This is a genomic window from Streptomyces sp. TLI_146, from assembly GCF_002846415.1.
Classification (GTDB): domain Bacteria; phylum Actinomycetota; class Actinomycetes; order Streptomycetales; family Streptomycetaceae; genus Streptomyces.
Map to the genome: position 1 here is coordinate 2060431 of NZ_PJMX01000001.1, position 20070 is coordinate 2080500.

Consider the following 20070-nt stretch of genomic DNA (forward strand, 5'->3'; position numbering starts at 1 on the left):
ATGACGGTGCTGGTAGTGAGCGGTACGGGGACGGAGATCGGCAAGACGGTCGTCACGGCGGCCGTGGCCGCTCTCGCGCGCGCCGCCGGACGCACGGTCGCCGTACTCAAGCCGGCCCAGACCGGGGTCGCCCCCGGCGAGCACGGCGATGTGGCGGAGGTGCGGCGCCTGGCGGGCGACGACATCACCGGCGCGGAACTCGCCCGCTTCCCCGAGCCGTTGGCCCCCAACACGGCCGCCCGGCGGGCCGGGATGACGGCCGTGCGCCCCGAGGAGGTCGCCGAGGCGGCCGAGAAGCTGGCCGCCGAGCACGACCTGGTCCTCGTGGAGGGCGCGGGCGGGCTGCTGGTCCGCCTCGACGACGAGGGCGGCACGCTCGCGGACGTGGCCCGGCTACTCGGCGCGCCCGTCCTGGTCGTCACCCCGGCCGGGCTCGGCACGCTGAACATGGCGGCGCTGACCGGCGAGGCGCTGCGGGCCCGGGGCATCGCCTGCGCGGGCGTGGTGGTGGGCAGCTGGCCCGCCGAGCCGGACCTGGCGTCCCGCTGCAACCTGGCGGACCTGCCGGAGTCCGCGGGCTCGCCGCTGGTCGGGCTGGTGCCGGAGGGCGCCGGACGGCTGTCGGGCGCCGACTTCCGTGCGGCGGCGCCGAGTTGGCTCGGTCCGGAGCTCGGCGGCGACTGGAGCCTGTGATGGCGGTCATCCGGGCACGGCTGCGCCAGATCGTCGTCGACTGCGCCGTGCCGGACCGCCTGGCGCGGTTCTGGGCGGCGCTGCTCGGCGGCGCCCCGGTGGTCCGCGACGCGGGCTGGGCGTACCTCGACGCACCCGGCACCGCGCGGCTCGCCTTCCAGCGGGTGCCGGAGGCGAAGGCGGGCAAGAACCGGCTCCATCTGGACCTCGTGGTGGAGGACGTCGCCCGTGCCCGGGCCGCCGCGGTGCGCCTGGGCGCGCGGTCGGTGGGCGCGGTCGTGACGGACGCGCAGGGCGCGTTCCAGGTGATGCGCGACCCGGAGGGGAACGAGTTCTGCTTCGTGAGCGGCTGACGGCCGTCCCCCAGACACGAGGGACGGGCCGCGCACGGGTGACGCGGGGCCGGGGCGGGGACAATCACTGTGTCCGCCCCGCCCGTTCTCCCGCCCGTCGTTGGAGGGTTCCCCCATGGCGAAGCGCGCCAAGATCGCCCCGGACGCCGTGCACCATCCCCTGTTCGCCCGCTTCTACGGCCGGTTCAGCGAGGCGGCCGACCAGCGGGCGGGCGTCGCCGCCCACCGCCGCGAGCTGCTGGCCGGGCTCTCCGGCCGGGTCATCGAGATCGGCGCGGGCAACGGCCTGAACTTCCCGCACTATCCGGGCGGCGTCTCCGAAGTGGTCGCCATCGAGCCCGAGCGCGGACTGCGCGCGCTGGCCGTCCGGGCGGCGCTGCGCGCCGAGGTGCCGGTCGACGTGGTGCCGGGCGCCGCCGAGGCACTGCCGGTCAAGAGCGAGGCGTTCGACGCGGCCGTGGTCTCCCTGGTGCTGTGTTCCGTACGCGATGTGGACCGCTCGCTGGCGGAGATCCGCCGGGTCCTGCGCCCCGGCGGCGAGCTGCGGTTCTACGAGCATGTGCGGGCCGAGGGACGGGCCCTCGCGGCCGTCCAGCGCGCCGTGGACCGGACCCTGTGGCCGCTGCTGCTCGGGGGCTGCCACACCTCGCGCGACCCGCTCGCGGCGATCGGGGCGGCGGGGTTCGACGTGGTCGCGTTCCGCCGGCTGCGGGTGCCCGAGAAGGGGCCGCGGCACCCGGCGTCGCCCCATGTGCTCGGCACGGCACGGCGCCCGGATCTCGCCTGACCCCCTTGCGGGATCTCCTGCTTCCGCCGGATGGCCCGGACCGGTCCGCGCCTCTACTCTCGTATGCCGTACGGGAGTCGGTCCAGCCATGACGCAACGACCCGGGAGGCGGCCTTGTCCACACCCGCAGCGGCCACAGCGGCAACGGAAGGGGTCGCCGCGCGGGCCCGGGCGCTGACCAAGGCGTACGGCACGGGCGAGACGGCCGTCCTGGCGCTCGACTCGGTCGACGTGGACATCGCGCGCGGCCGGTTCACCGCGGTCATGGGCCCGTCGGGCTCGGGCAAGTCCACCCTGATGCACTGTCTGGCCGGGCTCGACTCGGTCTCGGCGGGCCAGGTGTGGCTCGGCGACACCGAGATCACCGGGCTCAAGGAGCGCGAGCTGACCCGGCTGCGGCGGGACCGGATCGGCTTTATGTTCCAGGCCTTCAACCTGCTGCCGACGCTCACCGCCGCCGAGAACATCACGCTGCCGATGGACATCGCCGGGCGCAAACCCGACCCGGAGTGGCTGGAACAGGTCATCGACACGCTCGGGCTGCGCGACCGGCTCAAGCACCGGCCCGCCCAGCTCTCCGGCGGCCAGCAGCAGCGGGTGGCGTGCGCGCGGGCGCTGGCGTCCCGCCCGGAGCTGATCTTCGCGGACGAGCCGACCGGCAACCTCGACTCGCGGGCCGGGACGGAGGTCCTCACGTTCCTGCGGGAGGCCGTGGACCGGCTGAGGCAGACGGTCGTCATGGTCACCCACGATCCGGTCGCGGCGGGCCGGGCCGACCTGGTGCTGTTCCTGGCCGACGGGCGGATCGTCGACGAGATGCCCCGCCCGACGGCGGAGGCGGTCCTGGACCGGCTGCGGCTCTTCTCCGGCGGGCCGGGGACGGACTCGGCCACCGCCGAGGACGGCAGCCCCGACTTCGACCCGCTGCGCAAGGGCTGAGCGGCCGTGCTGAAGGCGACCCTGCGCAGCTTCCTCGCCCACAAGGGACGGCTGCTGCTGTCCGCGCTCGCGGTGATCCTCTCGGTGGCGTTCGTCGCCGGTTCGCTGATCTTCTCGGACACCGTGGCCCGTACCTTCGACCGGCTCTTCGCCTCGACGTCCGCGGACGTGACGGTCGGCCCGCCCAAGGGGCTCGACGAGCGGGTGTCGTCCGGCGTGACCCGGACGGTCCCGGCCTCGCTCGCGGCGCGGATCGCGGGCGTCGACGGCGTGGCCGCCACACACGTCGACGCGGCCGTCCAGAACATCACCGTCGTCGACCGCGCCAACGACTCGGTCGGGCCGACCACCGGCGCCCCGACCATCGCCACCAACTGGTACGTCACCGAACGCAGTCCGGTGAAGCTGACCAGCGGCCACGAGCCGCACGGCCCCGGCGAGGCGCTGCTCGACAAGGACACCGCCGACAAGAAGCACGTCCGGATCGGGGACCCGCTCACCATCCTGGCCCAGCCCGGCTCCTTCAAGGTCGAGGTCGTCGGCATCGCCACCTTCACCACCACCAACCCCGGTGCGGCGCTGGTGTTCCTGGACACCCCGACCGCGCAGACCCGGCTGCTGGGCAAGGCGGACGCGGCCACCGCCATCTCGGTGGACGCGGCCGCCGGAGTGTCCGACGAGGTGCTCAAGCAGCGCGTCACGGCGGCCGTCGGCGGCTCGTACGAGATCAAGACGGCCGCCCAGCAGGCCAAGTCGGCCGCCGACGAGCTGGGCGGATTCCTCGACGTCATCAAATATGTGATGTTGGGATTCGCCGGTGTCGCCACGCTCGTGGGCATCTTCCTGATCGTCAACACCTTCTCCATGCTGATCGCCCAACGCACCCGTGAGCTGGGCCTGTTGCGGGCGCTCGGCGCGGACCGCCGCCAGGTGCGCCGGTCGGTGCTGCTCGAAGCGCTGCTGCTCGGCCTGGTCGGCTCCACCCTCGGCCTCGGCGCCGGGATCGGGCTGGCCGCCGGACTGATGGCGCTGATGGGCACGTTGGGGATGAAGCTCAGCGCCGCCGAGATGGTGATCGGCTGGGGGACGCCGGTGGCGGCGTACGCGGTGGGCGTCGGCGTGACGTTCGTGGCCGCGTATCTGCCCGCGCGCCGGGCCGCCAGGGTCTCCCCGATGGCGGCGCTCGCGGACGCCGAAGTCTCCGGCATCGGGCGGCCGTTGAAGGTACGGGCCATGGTGGGCACGGTGCTCACGGTCGCGGGAGCGGCGGCGCTCACCGGGTGCGCCACGTCGACCAAGACCGCCACCTCGTCCTCGCTGCTCGGACTCGGCGTGGTGCTCACGCTGATCGCGACCGTGGTGGCCGGGCCGCTGCTGGTGCGGCCGGTGATCCGGGTGCTCGGCGCCGCCTTCCCGCGCCTGTACGGTCCGGTGGGCCGGATGAGCCAGCGCAACGCCCTGCGCAACCCGCGCCGCACGGGCGCGACCGCGTCCGCCCTGATGGTGGGCATCGCCCTGGTGGCCGGGCTCTCGGTGGCCAGCGCCTCCATGACCAAGTCGTTCGACCAGCAGATCGACAAGACGCTGGGCGCCGACTTCGTCGTACAGAACGGCAACTTCCAGCCGTTCCCGCAGGAGATCACCGACAAGGTGCGCGCGGTGAAGGGCACGGAGACCGTCGTGCGCCAGCGGTTCGCGCCGCTGCGGCTGACGCTGCCCGACGGCAGGACACCGGAGACGACCGCGTCCGGCTACGACCCCCAGCTCGACGACGTCGCCCACATCACCTACGCGGCGGGCGGTTCGGCCGAGGCGCTGGCCCCCGGCAATCTGGCGATGGACCGCGACTACGCGCGCGACCACCGCGTCCGCCTCGGGGACACCCTCCCCGTCACCTTCTCCACCGGCGGCAGGGCACGGCTGCGGGTGGCCGCGCTGACCGACATGGACACCTCGGGCGGCTTCGGCGTGGAGGGCGGGGTGTTCATGGGCCTGGCCACCGTGGAGCGCTACCTTCCGGGCGGCCAGGACGCGGCGGTGTACGTCAACGCGAGCGGCGGCACCGGTGCGGACGAGCTGCGGACCGCGCTGGAGAAGGCCCTGGACCCGTATCCGCAGGTGCAGGTGCGCAACCAGGCGGACTACAAGAAGCTGATCCGCGACCAGATCGCCGTGATGCTCTACCTGGTGTACGCCCTGCTCGGCCTGGCGATCGTCATCGCGGTGCTCGGCGTGGTCAACACGCTGGCCCTGTCGGTGGTGGAGCGCACCCGCGAGATCGGGCTGCTGCGCGCCATCGGGCTCTCGCGGGTCCAGCTGCGGCGCATGATCCGGCTGGAGTCGGTGGTGATCGCGGTGTTCGGGGCGCTCCTGGGGCTGGCGCTCGGCATGGTGTGGGGCGTGGGCATCCAGCAGGTGCTGGCGCTCCAGGGACTCAAGGCGTTCGCCGTGCCCTGGTCCACGGTGATCGCGGTCGCGGTGGGCGCGGCGGCCGTGGGCCTGGTGGCGGCGCTGCTCCCGGCGCTGCGGGCGTCACGGATGAACGTGCTGGCGGCGATCGCGCACGAGTAGGGGGCGCGGCGCGTGCGGCGTTTCGGGTGCGCCGTTTCCGATGCGGCGGATTCGGCGATTCGGATTCGGCGTTTCCGATGCGGCGCTTCAGATGAGGTGCGTTGACCTGGGGTTTCCCGGTCTCCAGAGCCTGCCCCCACCGCCATTTTGCCAATGCTTTACCATGGGTGCACCTACCCACGACTGAAAGGTGTGAGCGTCCGCCCATGGGCGAGCCTCCCAGTACCCGTCCCCGTACCGGTACGCGACATCGCGCGATCCTCCTGGCCCTGCCCGATCATGGGACGGAGGTGAACCGATGACCGAAGTGCTTCTGCTCGTGGTGGCCGTGCTGCTGTCGCTGGCCTGCGGGGCCTTCGTGGCGGCCGAATTCTCCCTCACCACCGTGGAGCGCGGCGAGCTGGAGCGGGCCGTCGAGAACGGCGAGCGCGGCGCGAGCAGCGCTCTCAAGGCCGTCCGCAGCCTCACCTTCCAGCTCTCCGGCGCGCAGCTCGGCATCACCGTCACCAATCTGGTGATCGGCATGCTCGCCGAGCCCTCGATCGCCAAGCTGATCAGTGGCCCGCTCGGCTCCCTGGGCCTGTCCGACGCCGCCTCCCACTCGGCGGCACTGGTGCTCGGCACCGCCCTGTCCACCGTCTTCCTGATGGTCGTCGGCGAGCTCGTCCCCAAGAACTGGGCCATCTCCTCGCCGCTGGCGGTCGCGAAGGTCGTCGCGGCCCCGCAGCGCGCCTTCAGTGCGGCCTTCCGCCCGTTCATCAGCCACCTCAACAACACCGCCAACCACATGGTGCGCCGCCTTGGCCTGGAGCCCGCCGAGGAGCTGGCCTCCGCCCGCACCCCCCAGGAGCTGGTCGCGCTGGCCCGCCACTCCGCCAAAGAGGGCGCCCTCGAAGCGGACACCGCCGAGCTCTTCGTCCGTACGCTCAACCTGGCGGAGCTCGACGCCGAGAACGTGATGACGCCCCGCGTGCAGGTCACCGCGCTGGAGGTGCACGCCACCGCCGAGGACGTCGCGAACGCCACGCGCGCGACGGGCCTGTCCCGCTTCCCCGTCTACCGGGGCAGCCTCGACACCGTCGTCGGCATCGCCCACATCAAGGACGTCCTCGCCATCCCCGCCGAGCAGCGGCCCCGCCATCCGGTCACCGAGCTGCTGCGCGAGCCGCTGCTCGTACCGGAGACGCTGACCGTGGACCGGCTCCTGGACCAGTTGTACGGGCGGCGGACCATGGCCGTGGTCATCGACGAGTACGGCGGTACGGCCGGGGTCGTCACCCTGGAGGACATCGTCGAGGAGGTCGTGGGCGAGGTGCGGGACGAGCACGACCCGCACGAGACGTCCGACCTGGCCCGGGCCGGCGAGGACGCCGACGGGCGCGCGCTCTACTCGGCCGACGGCGCCGCCCGCACCGACCAGCTGGAGGCCATCGGGCTGCGCGTGCCGGAGGGCCCGTACGAGACGCTGGCGGGCCTGATCGCCACCGGGCTCGGCCGGATCCCGGCCCTCGGTGACAGCGTGGAGCTGGGCGGCTGGCGGCTCGACGTCGTCGACGCGTCCGGCCGCCGCGCCGCACGCGTCCTGCTGCACGCGCCGCTGCCCGGCGACGGGGACGACGAGGACGAGGCGGACGGCTCCCGGCGGCGCAGGGAGCACCGGGGCGCGGGGCGTCGCGGGCATGACGGACCCGGCGGGCACGGCGGGCGACGGGGTGCGCGGCGTGGCAGGGGGGCGCGGCGCGCGGGCCGGGACGATGGTGCGGTTGATTCCGTTGATGCCGCTGATTCCGACGGTGCTGTGACTTCCGATGGTGCTGTTGATGCCGACAGTGCTGTCGATGTCGACGGTTCCGCCGATAACAACGGTTCCGCCGATATCAACGGTTCCGCCAAGGACGAGGGGACCGGCCGATGACCGTCATCCAGTTGCTGATCGGTCTGGCGACGCTGGTCGTCAACGCCTTCTTCGTCGGCGCCGAGTTCGCGCTGATCTCCGTGCGCCGCAGCCAGGTGGAACCGCTCGCCGAGCAGGGCAACCGCCGTGCGCGCAGCGTGATCTGGGGTCTGGAACACGTCTCCGCGCTGATGGCGGCGGCCCAACTGGGCATCACGCTGTGCACCCTGGTGCTCGGTGTGGTCGCCGAGCCCGCCATCGAGCATCTCCTGGAGCCGGTGTTCCACCTGGTCGGGATGCCCGACGGCGCGGCACGCCCGGTCTCCTTCTTCATCGCGCTGGCGCTCGCCACCTACCTCCACATGCTGCTCGGCGAGATGGTGCCGAAGAACATCGCGCTGGCCGAGCCGGCCAGGACCGCGCTGCTGCTCGGCCCGCCGCTGGTGACGCTCGCCCGGGCACTGCGTCCGGTGATCTTCGCGATCAACGCCTTCGCCAACGCCCTGCTCAAGCTGTTGCGGGTGGAGACCAAGGACGAGGTCGCGGCGACGTTCTCGGACGACGAGCTGGCCCGGATGGTCCGGGACGCGGGCGACGCCGGGCTGCTCGACGACCGGGCCGCCGAGCGGCTGCACGACGCCCTGGAGCTGGGGCGGCGGCCCGTGCGGGACGTGGTGGTCCCGCTGGAGAAGGTCGTGCACACGCCGGTCGGCACGACCCCGGAGGAGCTGGAGCGGCTCGCCGCCCTGTCGGGCTTCTCCCGCTTCCCGGTCGTGGACGCGGGCAACCGCATCCTCGGCTATCTGCACGTCAAGGACGCGCTCGACGCGATGCCGCGCGACGTGCCGTTCCCGGTGACGGCCCTGTGGCCGATCGCCCGGGTCCGGACCTCGACGCCGCTCGACGACGTACTGACCGCCATGCGCCGCAGCCGTACGCACCTCGCGGCGGTGCTCGGCGAGGACGGACGGCTGTCGGGCCTGGTCACGATGGAGGACGTCCTGCGCGAGCTGGTCGGCCGACCGGACACGGCGTAGGACGGCGGGGCGCCGCCTGTACGGCTAGACGGCTATACGGCGGGCTTGGCGGCGCCTTCGGTTCCGGGTGTCGCCGTCGCCGGCTTGGCGGGGGCGTCGGGCACCGTGGTCTCGGTGAGACCCGGGCCCGGCCGCCCCAGGCCCGACGAGCCGATGGCCATCAGCACGGAGGCCAGCGTCGCCAGACCCGCGGTGGCCAGCGCCGCTTTCCAGTCCACGTCGAACAGGTTGGTCGCCCCGGCCGTCAGGACGGCCGCGAGGGACTGCGCGAACGTACGAATGGCCCGCTCGGCGGTGGCCTTCCAGAAGGCTTTGGTGAACATGGAACGCTCGCTCTCTCGTGCGTGATCAAATGCGGGGTCAAGTGGTCCGGGTACAGCGGGTGTTGAGCTGCGGTGAGTTGAGGTGTTCCTGGCATACCGCGGAACACCCCGCGCCGACAGGGCCCGCGCGGCGGGGATCGGCTGAGTTGGGCCGGGTTCGCCCAGGACAGGTGAGGGGCCGCCGTCGATGACGCCTTCGGCGGCCGGTTCGAGCGACCGGCTTCGGGCGGCAGCGGGTCAGAGCGCCGTCGCGGCCAGCCACGCGTCGAGCACCTCGCGCTCGCCCGTGACCGCGAACTCCTCGTCGCCGGGCGCCCGCCGCCCGTACACGAGCAGCAGCAGTTCGCCCGCCGGGCCCTCGACGGTGACGGTGGCGTCGCCCCTGGGGACGGCGGAGCCGCTCGCGCCGCCTGCGGCGTTCTCCCACCGGAAGTCGTTCGCGCCGCCGAGGACGACCGTCCAGGCAGCGCCGGTGTCGGTGGCGCGCAGCCGCAGGGACGCGCCGTCCCAGCCGAGCGCGGCGACCGACTCCGCGCGCCCGAGGAACGGCAGGTTCTCCAGGAACTCCTCGATGCCGTCGGCCGCCGTACACGCCTCGACGCGTGGCGTACGCCCCAGCGCCAGCTCGGCGTCCGCGAGGTGCACCACGGCCTCGAAGAGCAGCCGCCGGGCGAAGAACCGGACGTGCTGGTCCGCGCCGTGCGACCACATTGGGGTCTCGGGGTCGGCCGAGCGCAGCACCCTCAGCGACTCCTCGGCCGCGGCCGCCAGCCAGTCCGGATAGTCCTTCTCCTCGTCCGGCAGCTCCAGCGGCACGTCCCGCGACCAGACGCGCTCGGTGACCCGGTGGCGTACGAGATGGGCGATCCAGCGGTGCGTGGTGCCGTGGTGGCGGGTGAGGTCGGCGAAGGTCCAGCCCGGGCAGGCGGGCACCTCGGTCGCGGGGTCGACGGCGCGCACGGTCTCGACGAACCGCCGCACCCGCGTCTCGACCGCGTCGCAGTGCCGCTCGTGCTGGTCCTCGTCGAGCCCGAAACCGTCCCCGACCTTGAGCAGGTCGTCGCGCCAGGGCCCGGCCGGTTCGCGCAGCGCGGCGGCCCGGAACAGCTCGGCGAGCCGCCGCCGGTCGGCGGGGGCGAGCCGGTCGAGCACATACGCGCTGCCCTCCAGCCACTTCACTGCGGTGTCGGGGTCGAGCACGTCGTCCTCGCAGGTGTCCACCGCGGTGACCAGCCCCGCCAGCGCCTCCGCCAGCGCCTGTTCCAGCGCCTCGCTCATCCGCTTCCCCCTCGCCGTCACCACCCGGACCGCGTGACACTACCGCGCGGTACGATCGCTCCGCCATGGAGATGAATGCCAGCTACACAAGCTTTGTCGCAGTCGGCGATTCCTTTACCGAGGGCATGTCCGACCTCCTGCCCGACGGCTCCTACCGCGGCTGGGCGGATCTGCTCGCGGCCCGGCTCGCCGCCCGGACACCCGGCTTCCGTTACGCCAATCTCGCCGTACGCGGAAAGCTCATCGGCCAGATCGTCGACGAGCAGGTCGAACCCGCCGCGGCGATGCGGGCGGACGTGGTGACCCTGGTGGGCGGCCTCAACGACGCCCTGCGCCCCAAGTGCGACATGGGCAGGGTGCGCGGGCTCCTCACCGAGGCCGTCGAGAAGCTGGCGCCGTCCTGCGGCCAACTCGTCCTGATGCGCAGCCCCGGCCGCAACGGCCCGGTGATGGAACGCTTCCGCCCCCGTATGGAAGAGCTCTTCGCCCACATCGAGGACCTCGCCGCCAAACACGACGCCCTGGTCGTCGACCTGTACGGCGCGGCCGTGCTCGGCGATCCGCGCCTGTGGGACGTCGACCGGCTCCATCTGACCGCCGAGGGGCACCGCCGGGTGGCCGAGGCGGTCTGGCAGAAGCTCGGGCTCCCGGCCGAGGACGACTGGCTCGCCCCGCTGCCGCACGGTCCGCGGCCGCGCTGGGCGACGCGCCGCGTGGCCGACGCACGGTTCGCCCGGCAGCACCTCGCCCCGTGGATCGCCCGCCGCCTCACCGGCCGGTCCTCGGGCGACGGCCGCCCGGCGAAACGCCCGGAGCTCCTGCCGTACGACACGACCCCGGCGGCGGACGGGCGGGCGGGCACGGCGTCCGGCGATGTGACCGCGCTCTCGTAGCAAGCCACAAACCGGACCGGGGCGCTGGCCTGCAGAAATCGCCAGTAGAATCTGGACACGTGACTGCTGTGTCTGCGAAGCCTCGCATCCCCAATGTCCTGGCCGGCCGCTACGCCTCCACGGAGCTGGCCGTCCTCTGGTCCCCCGAGCAGAAGGTGAAGCTGGAGCGTCAGCTCTGGCTCGCCGTGCTGCGCGCGCAGAAGGACCTCGGGATCGAGGTGCCGGACGCCGCCCTCAGCGACTACGAGCGCGTACTCGACCAGGTCGACCTCGCGTCGATCGCCGAGCGCGAGAAGGTCACGCGCCACGACGTGAAGGCCCGGATCGAGGAGTTCAACGCCCTCGCCGGACACGAGCAGGTCCACAAGGGCATGACGTCCCGCGACCTGACCGAGAACGTCGAGCAGCTCCAGATCCGGCTCTCGCTCGAATTGATGCGCGACCGGACCGTGGCGGTCCTGGCCCGGCTCGGCAAGCTCTCCGGCGAGTACGCGGAGCTGGTCATGGCGGGCCGCTCGCACAACGTCGCCGCGCAGGCCACCACTCTCGGCAAGCGCTTCGCCACCGCCGCCGACGAGCTGCTCGTCGCCTACGGCCGCCTGGAGGAGCTGCTCGCCCGCTACCCGCTGCGCGGCATCAAGGGCCCGGTCGGCACCGCCCAGGACATGCTCGACCTGCTCGGCGGCGACGCCTCGAAGCTCGCCGAGCTCGAACAGCGCATCGCCGGACACCTCGGTTTCGCCCACGCCTTCACCTCCGTCGGTCAGGTCTACCCGCGCTCGCTCGACTACGACGTCGTCACCGCCCTGGTGCAGCTCGCCGCCGCGCCCTCCTCAGTCGCCAAGACGATCCGGCTGATGGCCGGGCACGAGCTGGTCACCGAGGGCTTCAAGCCCGGCCAGGTCGGCTCGTCCGCGATGCCGCACAAGATGAACACCCGCTCCTGCGAGCGCGTGAACGGCCTGATGGTCATCCTGCGCGGCTACGCCTCGATGACCGGCGAGCTCGCCGGCGACCAGTGGAACGAGGGCGACGTCTCCTGCTCGGTCGTCCGCCGGGTCGCGCTGCCCGACGCGTTCTTCGCCTTCGACGGCCTGCTCGAGACCTTCCTCACCGTGCTCGACGAGTTCGGCGCCTTCCCCGCCGTCGTGGCCCGCGAGCTGGACCGCTACCTGCCCTTCCTCGCCACCACCAAGGTGCTGATGGCGGCGGTACGCGCCGGGGTCGGCCGCGAGGCCGCGCACGAGGTCATCAAGGAGCACGCCGTCGCCTCCGCCCTGGCCATGCGCGAGCAGGGCGCCGAGCGCAACGAACTCCTCGACAAGCTGGCCGCCGACGACCGCATGCCGCTCGACCGCGCCCAGCTCGACGCCCTGATGGCCGACAAGCTCTCCTTCACCGGCGCCGCTGGCGACCAGGTCAGCGCGCTGGTCTCCCGTATCGAGGAGATCGCCAAGCAGCACCCGGCCGCCGCCGCTTACACCCCCGGCTCGATCCTCTGACCGCGCCCACCCCCTCCCACGGGTCTTCCCGATGACTCCCGAGGAACTCCAGGCCGCCCGCGACACCGTCATCCCCGACGTGGCCGCGGGCGGTCTGTCCGTGCTCTTCTGCGGCATCAACCCGAGCCTGATGTCCGGCGCCACCGGCCACCACTTCGCCCGCCCGGGCAACCGCTTCTGGCCGGTCCTGCACCTGTCGGGCTTCACCCCGCGCCAGCTGAAGCCCTGGGAGCAGAACGAGTTGCTCACTTACGGCCTCGGCATCACCAACGTCGTCGCCCGGGCCACCGCCCGAGCCGACGAGCTGAGCGCCGAGGAGTTCCGCGAGGGCGGCCGTCTCCTCACCGCCAAGGTCGAACGACTCCGCCCGCGCTACCTCGCCGTGGTCGGCGTCACCGCTTACCGCACCGCTTTCGACGACCGCAAGGCCCGGATAGGCCCCCAGACCCGCACCATCGGCGAAACCCGCGTCTGGGCCCTGCCCAACCCCAGCGGCCTGAACGCCCACTGGACGGCCCAGACGATGGCCGAGGAGTACGCCCGCCTCCGAGCGGCAGCGCAAGCGGACGCGGACACCGCCACCGCCACCGCCTGACCGCCCCACCGCCCGACCGCCGTGAACCGGCACCCTGGAGTCTCGGTACCTCGCCTCCGGACTTCGCCTCCGGCCCAGGGCCTGCCGTCACCTTCCCGTCCGCCCCGCGACACCCCCTTCCCTCACCCCGCCGCTTCCGGCCCCCGCCTCCGCAGACGGATGTCCGTGTCCATGGCATAGCTCTGCGTCCAGGTACGGCCCACGTCCGACTTCCACGTGACGTGCGCCGTCGAGATGGTCTCGTCCACCTTGACCCGGTCCACGGTCATCGACCGGTCGCCGTCCCGTACATCGCCCCGCCGCAGTTCCTGCGCCTTGACCGACACGGGCTCGCCCGGTGCCAGGTTCTCCGCCTCGTTCGCCGCCCGCACCAGCGCCGCCGCCAGCTCCCGGGCCTGTGCGGGGGTGAACTCGGCGACCGACGCCTCACCACCGCCCGCGTAGCCGGTCATCTGCACCACGCCGTCCGCGACGACGGACACTTCCGTCGTACCGCCACCCAGATCCGCCACTGCGTACGTCATCACGATCTCCTCACCCGCCGGCAAGAGACGGCGACGCCCCAGGACGTTACGCCACACCGGCCCGCCGACCTGTCACCCGGCGGCCCCGCCCGCGCCTCCTACGGCCTCACGGCGGATCGACCTCCGTCACCACCGCCATCAGCTGGAACTCCAACTCCGTGTCCCACTGCGAGACGCCGACGGCGACCCAGTGGTGTTCCGCCCGCCAGAGGTGGAGGTACGGGACGCTGTTGCTCAGCTCGCCCCACGGCTCGGCTATCTCCTCTCCTTCCATGCCCCGGGTCAGCACGCTCCAGAGGCTGAACATCTGCGCAGCGCCCCACCGCTCGCTCAGCAGCTGGGCGAGGGCCTCGCACTCCGCTTCGTACTGCTCCTGCACTTCGACGCGTCTGCTGCCGTCGTCGTCCCAGAAGTCCTCGCTGGTGCTGAGCTCCGCCAGGTGGTAGCCGGGTCCGCTGGTGATCGCCCCCGACCTGCCGCGCTCCGCGGGGAAGTCGCGGACGCGCAGCAGATCGATGACTTCGAGATGCCGTGCGGTGGTCATGCAGTCAGTAAACCCGCCGCCACTGACAATTGGCCTCTCAGGCGTCCCGCCGCCGCAGCGCCCACCAGCCCGCCCCCACGACCAGCCCGCTCCACGCCATGAGCACCGCCATGCCGCTCCAGGCCCCCAACGGCCCTTCCGGGTGGAGCAGCAGGATCTGCTGGCCCGCCCGATCCGGCAGGAAGTCCGCGGCGCTACCGCCGTGCGACACGTCCCCGACCACGAACGGCGCGATCAGGAACATGGGCACGAGCACGCTCATGGTGCCGGTGACGCTGCGCAGCAGCGCCGCGAGGCCGGCGGCCAGCAAGCTGAGCAGGGCGAGGTAGAAGGCGCAGCCGACCACCGCGCGAAGTGCCCCCGGATCACCGATGCCTATGCCGAACCCCTTGTCCATGAGCGCCTGGCCGGACAGGAACGAAGTCAGACTGGTGACGAGCCCTACGGCGAAGGCAAGACCGGCGATCACCACCAGCTTCGCCGCGTAGAACAGCCCCCGGTTGGGCACTGCGCCCAGCGAGACCCGTATCCCCCCGTTCTTGTACTCCGAGGCCATGGCTATCGCGCCGAAGGTGAGTGCCGCCATCTGCCCGAAGTTGAGGCCGTAGTAGGAGAACAGAATGGGCTCGACGAAATCAGTGCTGTCGGCGGCCGGGTGCCCCAGCGTGGCGCAGACGAGGACGGTCAGCCCGGCTGTCGCCAGGAACACCGATATCAGCGAGCCGACGAGGGACCGCAGCGAGCGGACCTTGATCCACTCGGCGTGCAGAACTGCGGGGAACGACACGGCTCATACCTCCTGGTCGGTGGCCGAACGGACGGAGCGGATAGACAGGGAGGAAGGGGAAGTAGAGGTCGTAGGGGAAGAAGGAGTGGATGGGTTCGTATGGTGGGATGAGTGAGGAGGGGTGGGACGATTGGGGCCGACGGCCGGGACGGACGAGACGGCTGAGGCGGACGCGAACTCCGCCTCGTCTGCCGTGAGGTCGAGATAGGCCTGCTCCAGCGTTGCCTCCTCCGTCGCGAGTTCGAGGATCGGGATGCCGTCCGTCGCCGCGAGGAGACCCACCTCCTCGACGCGTGCGCCCTCGACAATCCAGCGGCCGTCCTCGCCTTGGACGGGTGCGAAACCCCGCGATGTGAGCAGGGTGTGCAGGCGACTGCCGTCGGTGGTCCGCAGGCGCACTCGCGGCTGTATGCGCGAGTCGATGAAGTCCTGCATGGGTGTGTCGGCCAGGAGTCGTCCTCGGCCGAGGACGACCAGGTGGTCGGCGAACGACGCGGTCTCGTTCATCAGGTGGCTGGAGACCAGGACGGCCCGGCCCTCACGGGCAAGCCTCCGCATCAACTCCCTTATCCAGATGATCCCTTCCGGGTCGAGGCCATTGGACGGCTCGTCCAGGATCAGCACCGAGGGGTCGCCGAGCAGGGCCGCCGCGATCCCGAGCCGCTGACGCATACCAAGGGAGAAGGTCTTGATGCGTCGGCCCGCGACACGGGCGATACCCGCCTCTTCCAGGACCTCGTCCACGCGTCGTGCCGGTATTCGGTTACTGGCGGCCAGAGCCAGCAGATGATTCCGTGCGGTGCGCGAGCCGTGCGCGGCCTGGGCGTCGAGCAGCGCGCCGACGTGGCGCAGCGGCTCGTCGTATTCCGCGTACGGGCGGCCGCCGAGCGTGGCGGTGCCCGACGTCGGCCGGTCCAGGCCCAGGACGAGCCGCATGGTGGTGGACTTTCCGGCGCCGTTGGGGCCGAGGAAGCCGGTGACCCGGCCGGGCCGCACGCTGAATGTCAGGCGGTCCACGGCGCGGGTGGTTCCGTACTCCTTGGTGAGCTCTTGGACGTCGATGCTGGTCATGTCTCAACATTCGCCGTCACCGCAGGTCCCGGGCCTCCCCCGTGCGTGGGGATCGTCTCCCCCGTGCGGGGGAGCCGCGGCGATCCGGACGCTGGCACGATGGCGACATGATCCGCTTTCTCCGCCCGCTGGGCCGCTCCGTGACGTACACGCGATGGCTGCATCTGTCGATGCCCGCCGCGGTGTACGGCATTTGGCTGTTCATCGATATGGAAAAGCCGTATGTCCCCTTTCTCGCCCTGCTGTTGATAGGGCTGATACCGGCCGTGCGCCTGACCGAGGGGATACAGGCCCAGTTGCTCGTGGTGCCGAAGGAGCGGGGCCGACACGACGCGACCGTCTCCGCGGCGCCGTCGGCCAGTTGGGCCGAGCGCGGGCGGACGGTCATGTGGCTGGAGATACGGCTGGCGCTCGCGCTGGTGACCCTGGTGATATCGGTATGGCTTCCCGTGGTCACCTACGAGCTGGTCAGGGCCTCTCTGGGCCACGGCACGAGCGACGTCCCCGTCCTGCGTGACCTGGCTCCGCACTGGTGGTGGTTGCCGCTGTCTCCGCTGCCCGTTCTCCTCATGCTCGGCTGTGTCGCGGCCATGGGGGAACTGGACGCCGCCATCGCGCGGCGGCTGCTCGGCCCGTCGAAGGAGGAGCGGCTGACCGCGCTGGAGGAGCGGACCGAGCGGCTGCTCGAACGTAATCGGATCGCCCGCGAGATCCATGACTCGATCGGGCACGCGCTGACCGTCGCGGTGGTACAGGCCGGTGCTGCCCGGGCGGCGGGCGACCCGGCGTTCACGGCCCGGGCGCTGGCCGCGATCGAGGAGACGGGCCGGGCCGCGCTGGACGACCTGGAGCGCGTTCTGCTCGTGCTGCGTGAGAGCGGGGGGCCGGTGGGGCAGCGGCCGACGCTCGACGAGGCCGACCGGCTGCTCGAATCGGCGCGGGCCTCGGGGGCGAAGGTGGATTCCGAGCTCAGCGGCCCGCTGTCGTTGGTGCCGGGTCCGGTTTCCCGGGAGGGGTACCGGATCCTCCAGGAGGCACTGACCAATGTGCTGCGGCACTCGGGTCCGGTGCCCGTGCGGGTGCGGATAGCGGTATTGGGAGAGCGATTGGAGCTCGATGTGACGAATCCGCTGGCGGGTTCGACGCCCAGGGGGCAGGGCGGCAGCGGCCTGCGCGGCATACGTGAACGGGCGGCGCTGCTGGGCGGCGAGGCCCGGTCGGGTCCGCAGGCGGGGGAATGGAGGGTGCGCGTCCGGCTGCCGCTGGACGGCCTACGCTGACCGGATGCCGGTTACCGTTCTTCTCGTCGACGACGAACCCCTGGTCCGTGCGGGTCTGCGTGCCGTACTGGAGGCTCAGCCCGACATCGAGGTGGTGGGTGAGGCCGCCGATGGCGCCGCCGTCATCCCGCTGGTGCGCCAGCTGCGCCCCGATGTGGTGGCGATGGATGTCCGGATGCCGTTGCTCGATGGCATAGAGGCCACTCGGGCGGTGCTGCGCACGGTGCAGGATCCGCCGAAGATCCTGGTGGTCACGACGTTCGAGAACGACGAGTACGTGTACGAGGCGCTGCGGGCCGGCGCCGACGGGTTTCTGCTGAAGCGGGCCCGGCCCGCCGAGATCGTGCACGCGGTGCGGCTCGTCGCGGAGGGCGAATCGCTGCTGTTCCCGGCGGCGGTCCGGTCGCTCGCGGCCGAGTACGGCAACCGGGACGCCCGGGCGGCGCTGGACAAGGCGGCCCTCACCGAGCGTGAGGCGGCCGTGCTGCGGCTGATGGCGCGCGGGCTCTCCAACGCGGAGATCGCCGCCCGGCTGATCGTCGGCACCGAGACGGTGAAGACCCATGTCAGCGCCGTCCTGGCCAAGTTGGGCGCCCGGGACCGGACTCAGGCCGTGATCGCGGCGTACGAGTCGGGATTCGTGGCTCCGAGCTGATGCGCCTCCGTGACCATCCGCCACTCGCCGTATACCTGACCAGCGAGTACGATCCGGCAGACACGCGTACGAGCTGGGAGGACACACGTTGGGGCGGCTGACCGGCGGGGATCCCTCTCTGCTGCGGCGGATCAACTCCGCGGTGGTTCTCCATGCACTGCGTGGGGCGGAATCTCCCACGCTGACCGATCTGACCCGGATCACCGGCCTGTCGAGGCCGACGGTCGAGGGCGTGGTCGAGGGGCTCATGGAGGGCGGACTCGTCGTGGAGTCGGCTCCCGAGGAGGGCGAGGCGCGCCGTCAGGGACGCCCCGCGCGCCGGTTCAGGTTCCGGGCCGAGGCGGGCCATCTGCTGGGCATCGAGATCGGCCCGCACCGGGTGGCGGCGCTGCTGTCCGGGCTCGACGGACGGATCGTCGGCGCCGGGTCCCGCGAGGTGTCGGAGACGGCCTCGGCCGATGAGCGTCTGGAGAAGGTCAGGGCGACGGTGGCCGACCTGCTGCGGCGGGCCGGGGTGGCGCGCAGTTCGCTCCGCGCGGTCGGTGTCGGCAGCCCCGGCATAGTGGAGGCCGACGGCACCGTGCGGCTCGGCACGGCGCTGCCCGAGTGGACCGGTCTGGCTCTGGGCGAGCGGCTGCGGCGGTCGTTCCGCTGCCCGGTGCTGGTCGAGAACGACGCCAACGCGGCGGCCGTGGCCGAGCACTGGAAGGGCGCGGCGACCGACTCCGACGACATCGTCTTCGTCCTGGCCGGGCTGAGCCCGGGAGCCGGGTCGCTGATAGGCGGACGGCTGCACCGGGGGTTCGGCGGCGCGGCGGGCGAGATCGGCGCGCTGCATCTGCTGGGCCGCGACGTGACGCCCGAGAAGCTGCTGTCGACGACCGAGGAGCCGCTGCACCCGTTGGACGAGCAGGCGGTCGCCGATGTGTTCGCGCTGGCCAAGCGGGGTGACAGCGGTGCGCAGGAGGCGGTCGAGCGGTTCATCCAGCGGCTGGTCCACGATGTGGCGGCCCTGGTGCTCGCGCTCGACCCGGAGCTGGTGGTCGTCGGCGGCTGGGCGGCGGGGATCGACGGCGTGCTGGACCCCTTGCGCCAGGAACTGGCGCGGTACTGCCTGCGGCCGCCGCGGGTGACCCTCTCCCTCCTCGGGGAGGCGGCGGTGGCGACCGGTGCGCTGCGGCTCGCGCTCGACCACGTCGAGGAGCAGCTGTTCGCGGTCGAGGGCACGGTGACGGCTCGCCGCTGAGCAGGCGGGGGGCGGGGGCCGTAGGTGCACCCACGGCCCGGCCGGGGTACGCGGGGCTGGGCCCCGCCGTACCGGGCGATGACGTAGAGCCACGCCCTGGCCAGCCAGGACCGGCCCCTCAAGCCTCGCCGCACCGGGCATGCACCGCCCGACTCGGCATCTGCCCCAGTCGCTGTTCCTGACCCTGCCCTTGCCCTTGCCCTTGCCCTTGCCCTTACCCCAACGCGAACGGCCCGCCGCTCGTCGAGAGTGGCGGGCCGTATCGGGAAACGGGGCGTCAGGAGGCCTGGCGGTGGCCGGCGTGGCTGATCTGCAGGTCGCCGGAGTCGCCGAAGGTGAGGCGGCAGGTGTCGGCGCGGTAGGTCGCCACCGAGACGGCGACGGTCCGGCCGAGGGAGAAGTAGCGCGTCGTCACGACGAGGACGGGCGCGCCCGGCAGCCGGTCGAGCTCCTTCGCGTCGTCGGCGCGGGCCGAGCCGAGCTCGACCGCGCGGTCCTGGCCCTCCAGGTCGAGGCGCTGGAGCTCGCGCAGCACGCTGCGCGCGCGGGCCGGTCCGGACGGCGCGTCGATCGCGGTGAGGTCCGGCACGGAGGACGCCGGTACGTAGAGGAGCTCGGCGGCGACGGGCTGGCCGTGGGTGGTGCGGATCCGGCGGACGGTGTGCACCTCTTCGAGCGGCTCGGTGTCGAAGAGCCGGGCCACCGCGAGCGGCGGGGTGCCGACGGCGCAGTCGGCGGCCTGCCAGGAGTCACCGGCGGTGCCGGGCCAGTCGTGCTGCTCGGCGCCGACGGAGACGCCCACGCGCGGCGGGGCGACGGTCGTGCCGACGCCGCGGCGGCGCTGCAGCCTGCCTTCGAGTTCGAGCTGCTCCAGAGCCTGGCGGAGCGTGGCGCGCGCGACACCGAAACGGGCGGCCAGCTCACGCTCGTTGGGCAGGATCTCTCCCACCGCGAAGTCCGAGTCGAGCGCCTCGCTCAGCACGGTCTTGAGGTGCCAGTACTTCGGCTCCGGCACCGTTTCCAGCTGCGTGGTCCCCACCCTGTCCTCCGCAATCGCCGTGCCCCGGCGGCTTTTCTGCGCCCTTGTTTATTAAAGGT

20 protein-coding genes are annotated in these 20070 nt (G+C 72.3%); 13 read left to right on the forward strand and 7 right to left on the reverse strand.

Annotated features, from left to right (window positions below; translation table 11 throughout):
• The 7 genes from bioD to BX283_RS09490 all read left to right on the forward strand — a co-directional run bounded on the left by bioD (position 1) and on the right by BX283_RS09490 (position 8274).
• The gene (bioD, locus tag BX283_RS09460) at positions 1-693 is read left to right on the forward strand and encodes a dethiobiotin synthase (RefSeq protein WP_101387192.1); all 693 of its coding nucleotides are present in this window, start codon (positions 1-3) and stop codon (positions 691-693) included.
• Positions 693-1046 carry a VOC family protein gene (locus BX283_RS09465; RefSeq protein WP_373979153.1) on the forward strand — a complete coding sequence of 118 codons (354 nt, stop codon included), beginning with the start codon at positions 693-695 and terminating at the stop codon, positions 1044-1046. The genes bioD and BX283_RS09465 overlap by 1 nt, the downstream gene beginning before the upstream one ends.
• Positions 1047-1161: 115 nt before the next feature.
• Complete coding sequence (locus BX283_RS09470) at positions 1162-1833, forward strand: class I SAM-dependent methyltransferase (protein ID WP_101387193.1); 672 nt, start codon at positions 1162-1164, stop codon at positions 1831-1833.
• A 114-nt stretch (positions 1834-1947) separates the two neighbouring features.
• On the forward strand, positions 1948-2772 hold the full coding sequence (locus tag BX283_RS09475) for an ABC transporter ATP-binding protein (RefSeq protein WP_373979154.1): 825 nt from the start codon (positions 1948-1950) through the stop codon (positions 2770-2772).
• A 6-nt stretch (positions 2773-2778) separates the two neighbouring features.
• Complete coding sequence (locus tag BX283_RS09480) at positions 2779-5343, forward strand: ABC transporter permease (RefSeq protein WP_101387195.1); 2565 nt, start codon at positions 2779-2781, stop codon at positions 5341-5343.
• 298 nt (positions 5344-5641) lie between these two features.
• Positions 5642-7258, forward strand: a complete 1617-nt coding sequence (locus BX283_RS09485; RefSeq protein ID WP_101387196.1) for a hemolysin family protein — start codon at positions 5642-5644, stop codon at positions 7256-7258.
• Complete coding sequence (locus tag BX283_RS09490) at positions 7255-8274, forward strand: hemolysin family protein (RefSeq protein WP_101387197.1); 1020 nt, start codon at positions 7255-7257, stop codon at positions 8272-8274. Before BX283_RS09485 ends, BX283_RS09490 begins: the two co-directional genes overlap by 4 nt.
• A 32-nt stretch (positions 8275-8306) precedes the next feature.
• Here the strand turns inward: BX283_RS09490 and BX283_RS09495 are convergent, their stop codons facing one another.
• Together BX283_RS09495 and BX283_RS09500 are read right to left on the reverse strand one after the other, a co-directional pair.
• Entirely contained in the window at positions 8307-8597 is a 291-nt protein-coding gene (locus tag BX283_RS09495) for a holin (protein WP_101387198.1), read from the reverse strand.
• A 237-nt stretch (positions 8598-8834) separates the two neighbouring features.
• On the reverse strand, positions 8835-9875 hold the full coding sequence (locus BX283_RS09500) for a maleylpyruvate isomerase family mycothiol-dependent enzyme (protein WP_101387199.1): 1041 nt from the start codon (positions 9873-9875) through the stop codon (positions 8835-8837).
• A 65-nt stretch (positions 9876-9940) separates the two neighbouring features.
• Here BX283_RS09500 and BX283_RS09505 point away from each other — a divergent pair, with 65 nt between their 5' ends.
• Genes BX283_RS09505 through mug form a run of 3 tightly spaced genes read left to right on the forward strand, consistent with a single transcriptional unit; the run spans position 9941 to position 12865 of the window.
• The gene (locus BX283_RS09505) at positions 9941-10768 is read left to right on the forward strand and encodes an SGNH/GDSL hydrolase family protein (RefSeq protein ID WP_101387200.1); all 828 of its coding nucleotides are present in this window, start codon (positions 9941-9943) and stop codon (positions 10766-10768) included.
• A gap of 59 nt (positions 10769-10827) precedes the next feature.
• Positions 10828-12270: an adenylosuccinate lyase gene (gene purB, locus BX283_RS09510; RefSeq protein ID WP_180357117.1), complete on the forward strand. Its 1443-nt coding sequence runs from the start codon at positions 10828-10830 to the stop codon at positions 12268-12270.
• Between the two features lie 31 nt (positions 12271-12301).
• On the forward strand, positions 12302-12865 hold the full coding sequence (gene mug / locus BX283_RS09515) for a G/U mismatch-specific DNA glycosylase (protein ID WP_101387202.1): 564 nt from the start codon (positions 12302-12304) through the stop codon (positions 12863-12865).
• A gap of 122 nt (positions 12866-12987) precedes the next feature.
• Here the strand turns inward: mug and BX283_RS09520 are convergent, their stop codons facing one another.
• The 4 genes from BX283_RS09520 to BX283_RS09535 form a co-directional block, all read right to left on the reverse strand.
• The gene (locus BX283_RS09520) at positions 12988-13389 is read right to left on the reverse strand and encodes a hypothetical protein (RefSeq protein ID WP_101387203.1); all 402 of its coding nucleotides are present in this window, start codon (positions 13387-13389) and stop codon (positions 12988-12990) included.
• 106 nt (positions 13390-13495) lie between these two features.
• Positions 13496-13933 carry a hypothetical protein gene (locus tag BX283_RS09525; RefSeq protein ID WP_101387204.1) on the reverse strand — a complete coding sequence of 146 codons (438 nt, stop codon included), beginning with the start codon at positions 13931-13933 and terminating at the stop codon, positions 13496-13498.
• Between the two features lie 37 nt (positions 13934-13970).
• Positions 13971-14720: an ABC transporter permease gene (locus BX283_RS09530; protein ID WP_101387205.1), complete on the reverse strand. Its 750-nt coding sequence runs from the start codon at positions 14718-14720 to the stop codon at positions 13971-13973.
• Positions 14721-14723: 3 nt separating this feature from the next.
• Entirely contained in the window at positions 14724-15791 is a 1068-nt protein-coding gene (locus tag BX283_RS09535; protein ID WP_101387206.1) for an ABC transporter ATP-binding protein, read from the reverse strand.
• A 107-nt stretch (positions 15792-15898) separates the two neighbouring features.
• On the opposite strand from BX283_RS09535, the gene BX283_RS09540 reads away from it, so the two are divergent.
• The 3 genes from BX283_RS09540 to BX283_RS09550 all read left to right on the forward strand — a co-directional run bounded on the left by BX283_RS09540 (position 15899) and on the right by BX283_RS09550 (position 18972).
• Positions 15899-17071, forward strand: a complete 1173-nt coding sequence (locus tag BX283_RS09540; protein WP_101387207.1) for a sensor histidine kinase — start codon at positions 15899-15901, stop codon at positions 17069-17071.
• Positions 17072-17075: 4 nt separating this feature from the next.
• The gene (locus BX283_RS09545) at positions 17076-17726 is read left to right on the forward strand and encodes a response regulator transcription factor (RefSeq protein ID WP_101387208.1); all 651 of its coding nucleotides are present in this window, start codon (positions 17076-17078) and stop codon (positions 17724-17726) included.
• 88 nt (positions 17727-17814) lie between these two features.
• A complete protein-coding gene (locus BX283_RS09550; protein WP_101387209.1) occupies positions 17815-18972 on the forward strand; it encodes an ROK family transcriptional regulator in 1158 nt (385 codons plus the stop codon).
• 277 nt (positions 18973-19249) lie between these two features.
• Here BX283_RS09550 and BX283_RS09555 read toward each other — a convergent pair whose 3' ends face one another.
• A complete protein-coding gene (locus tag BX283_RS09555; protein ID WP_101387210.1) occupies positions 19250-20011 on the reverse strand; it encodes a GntR family transcriptional regulator in 762 nt (253 codons plus the stop codon).
• Positions 20012-20070: the final 59 nt, after the last annotated feature.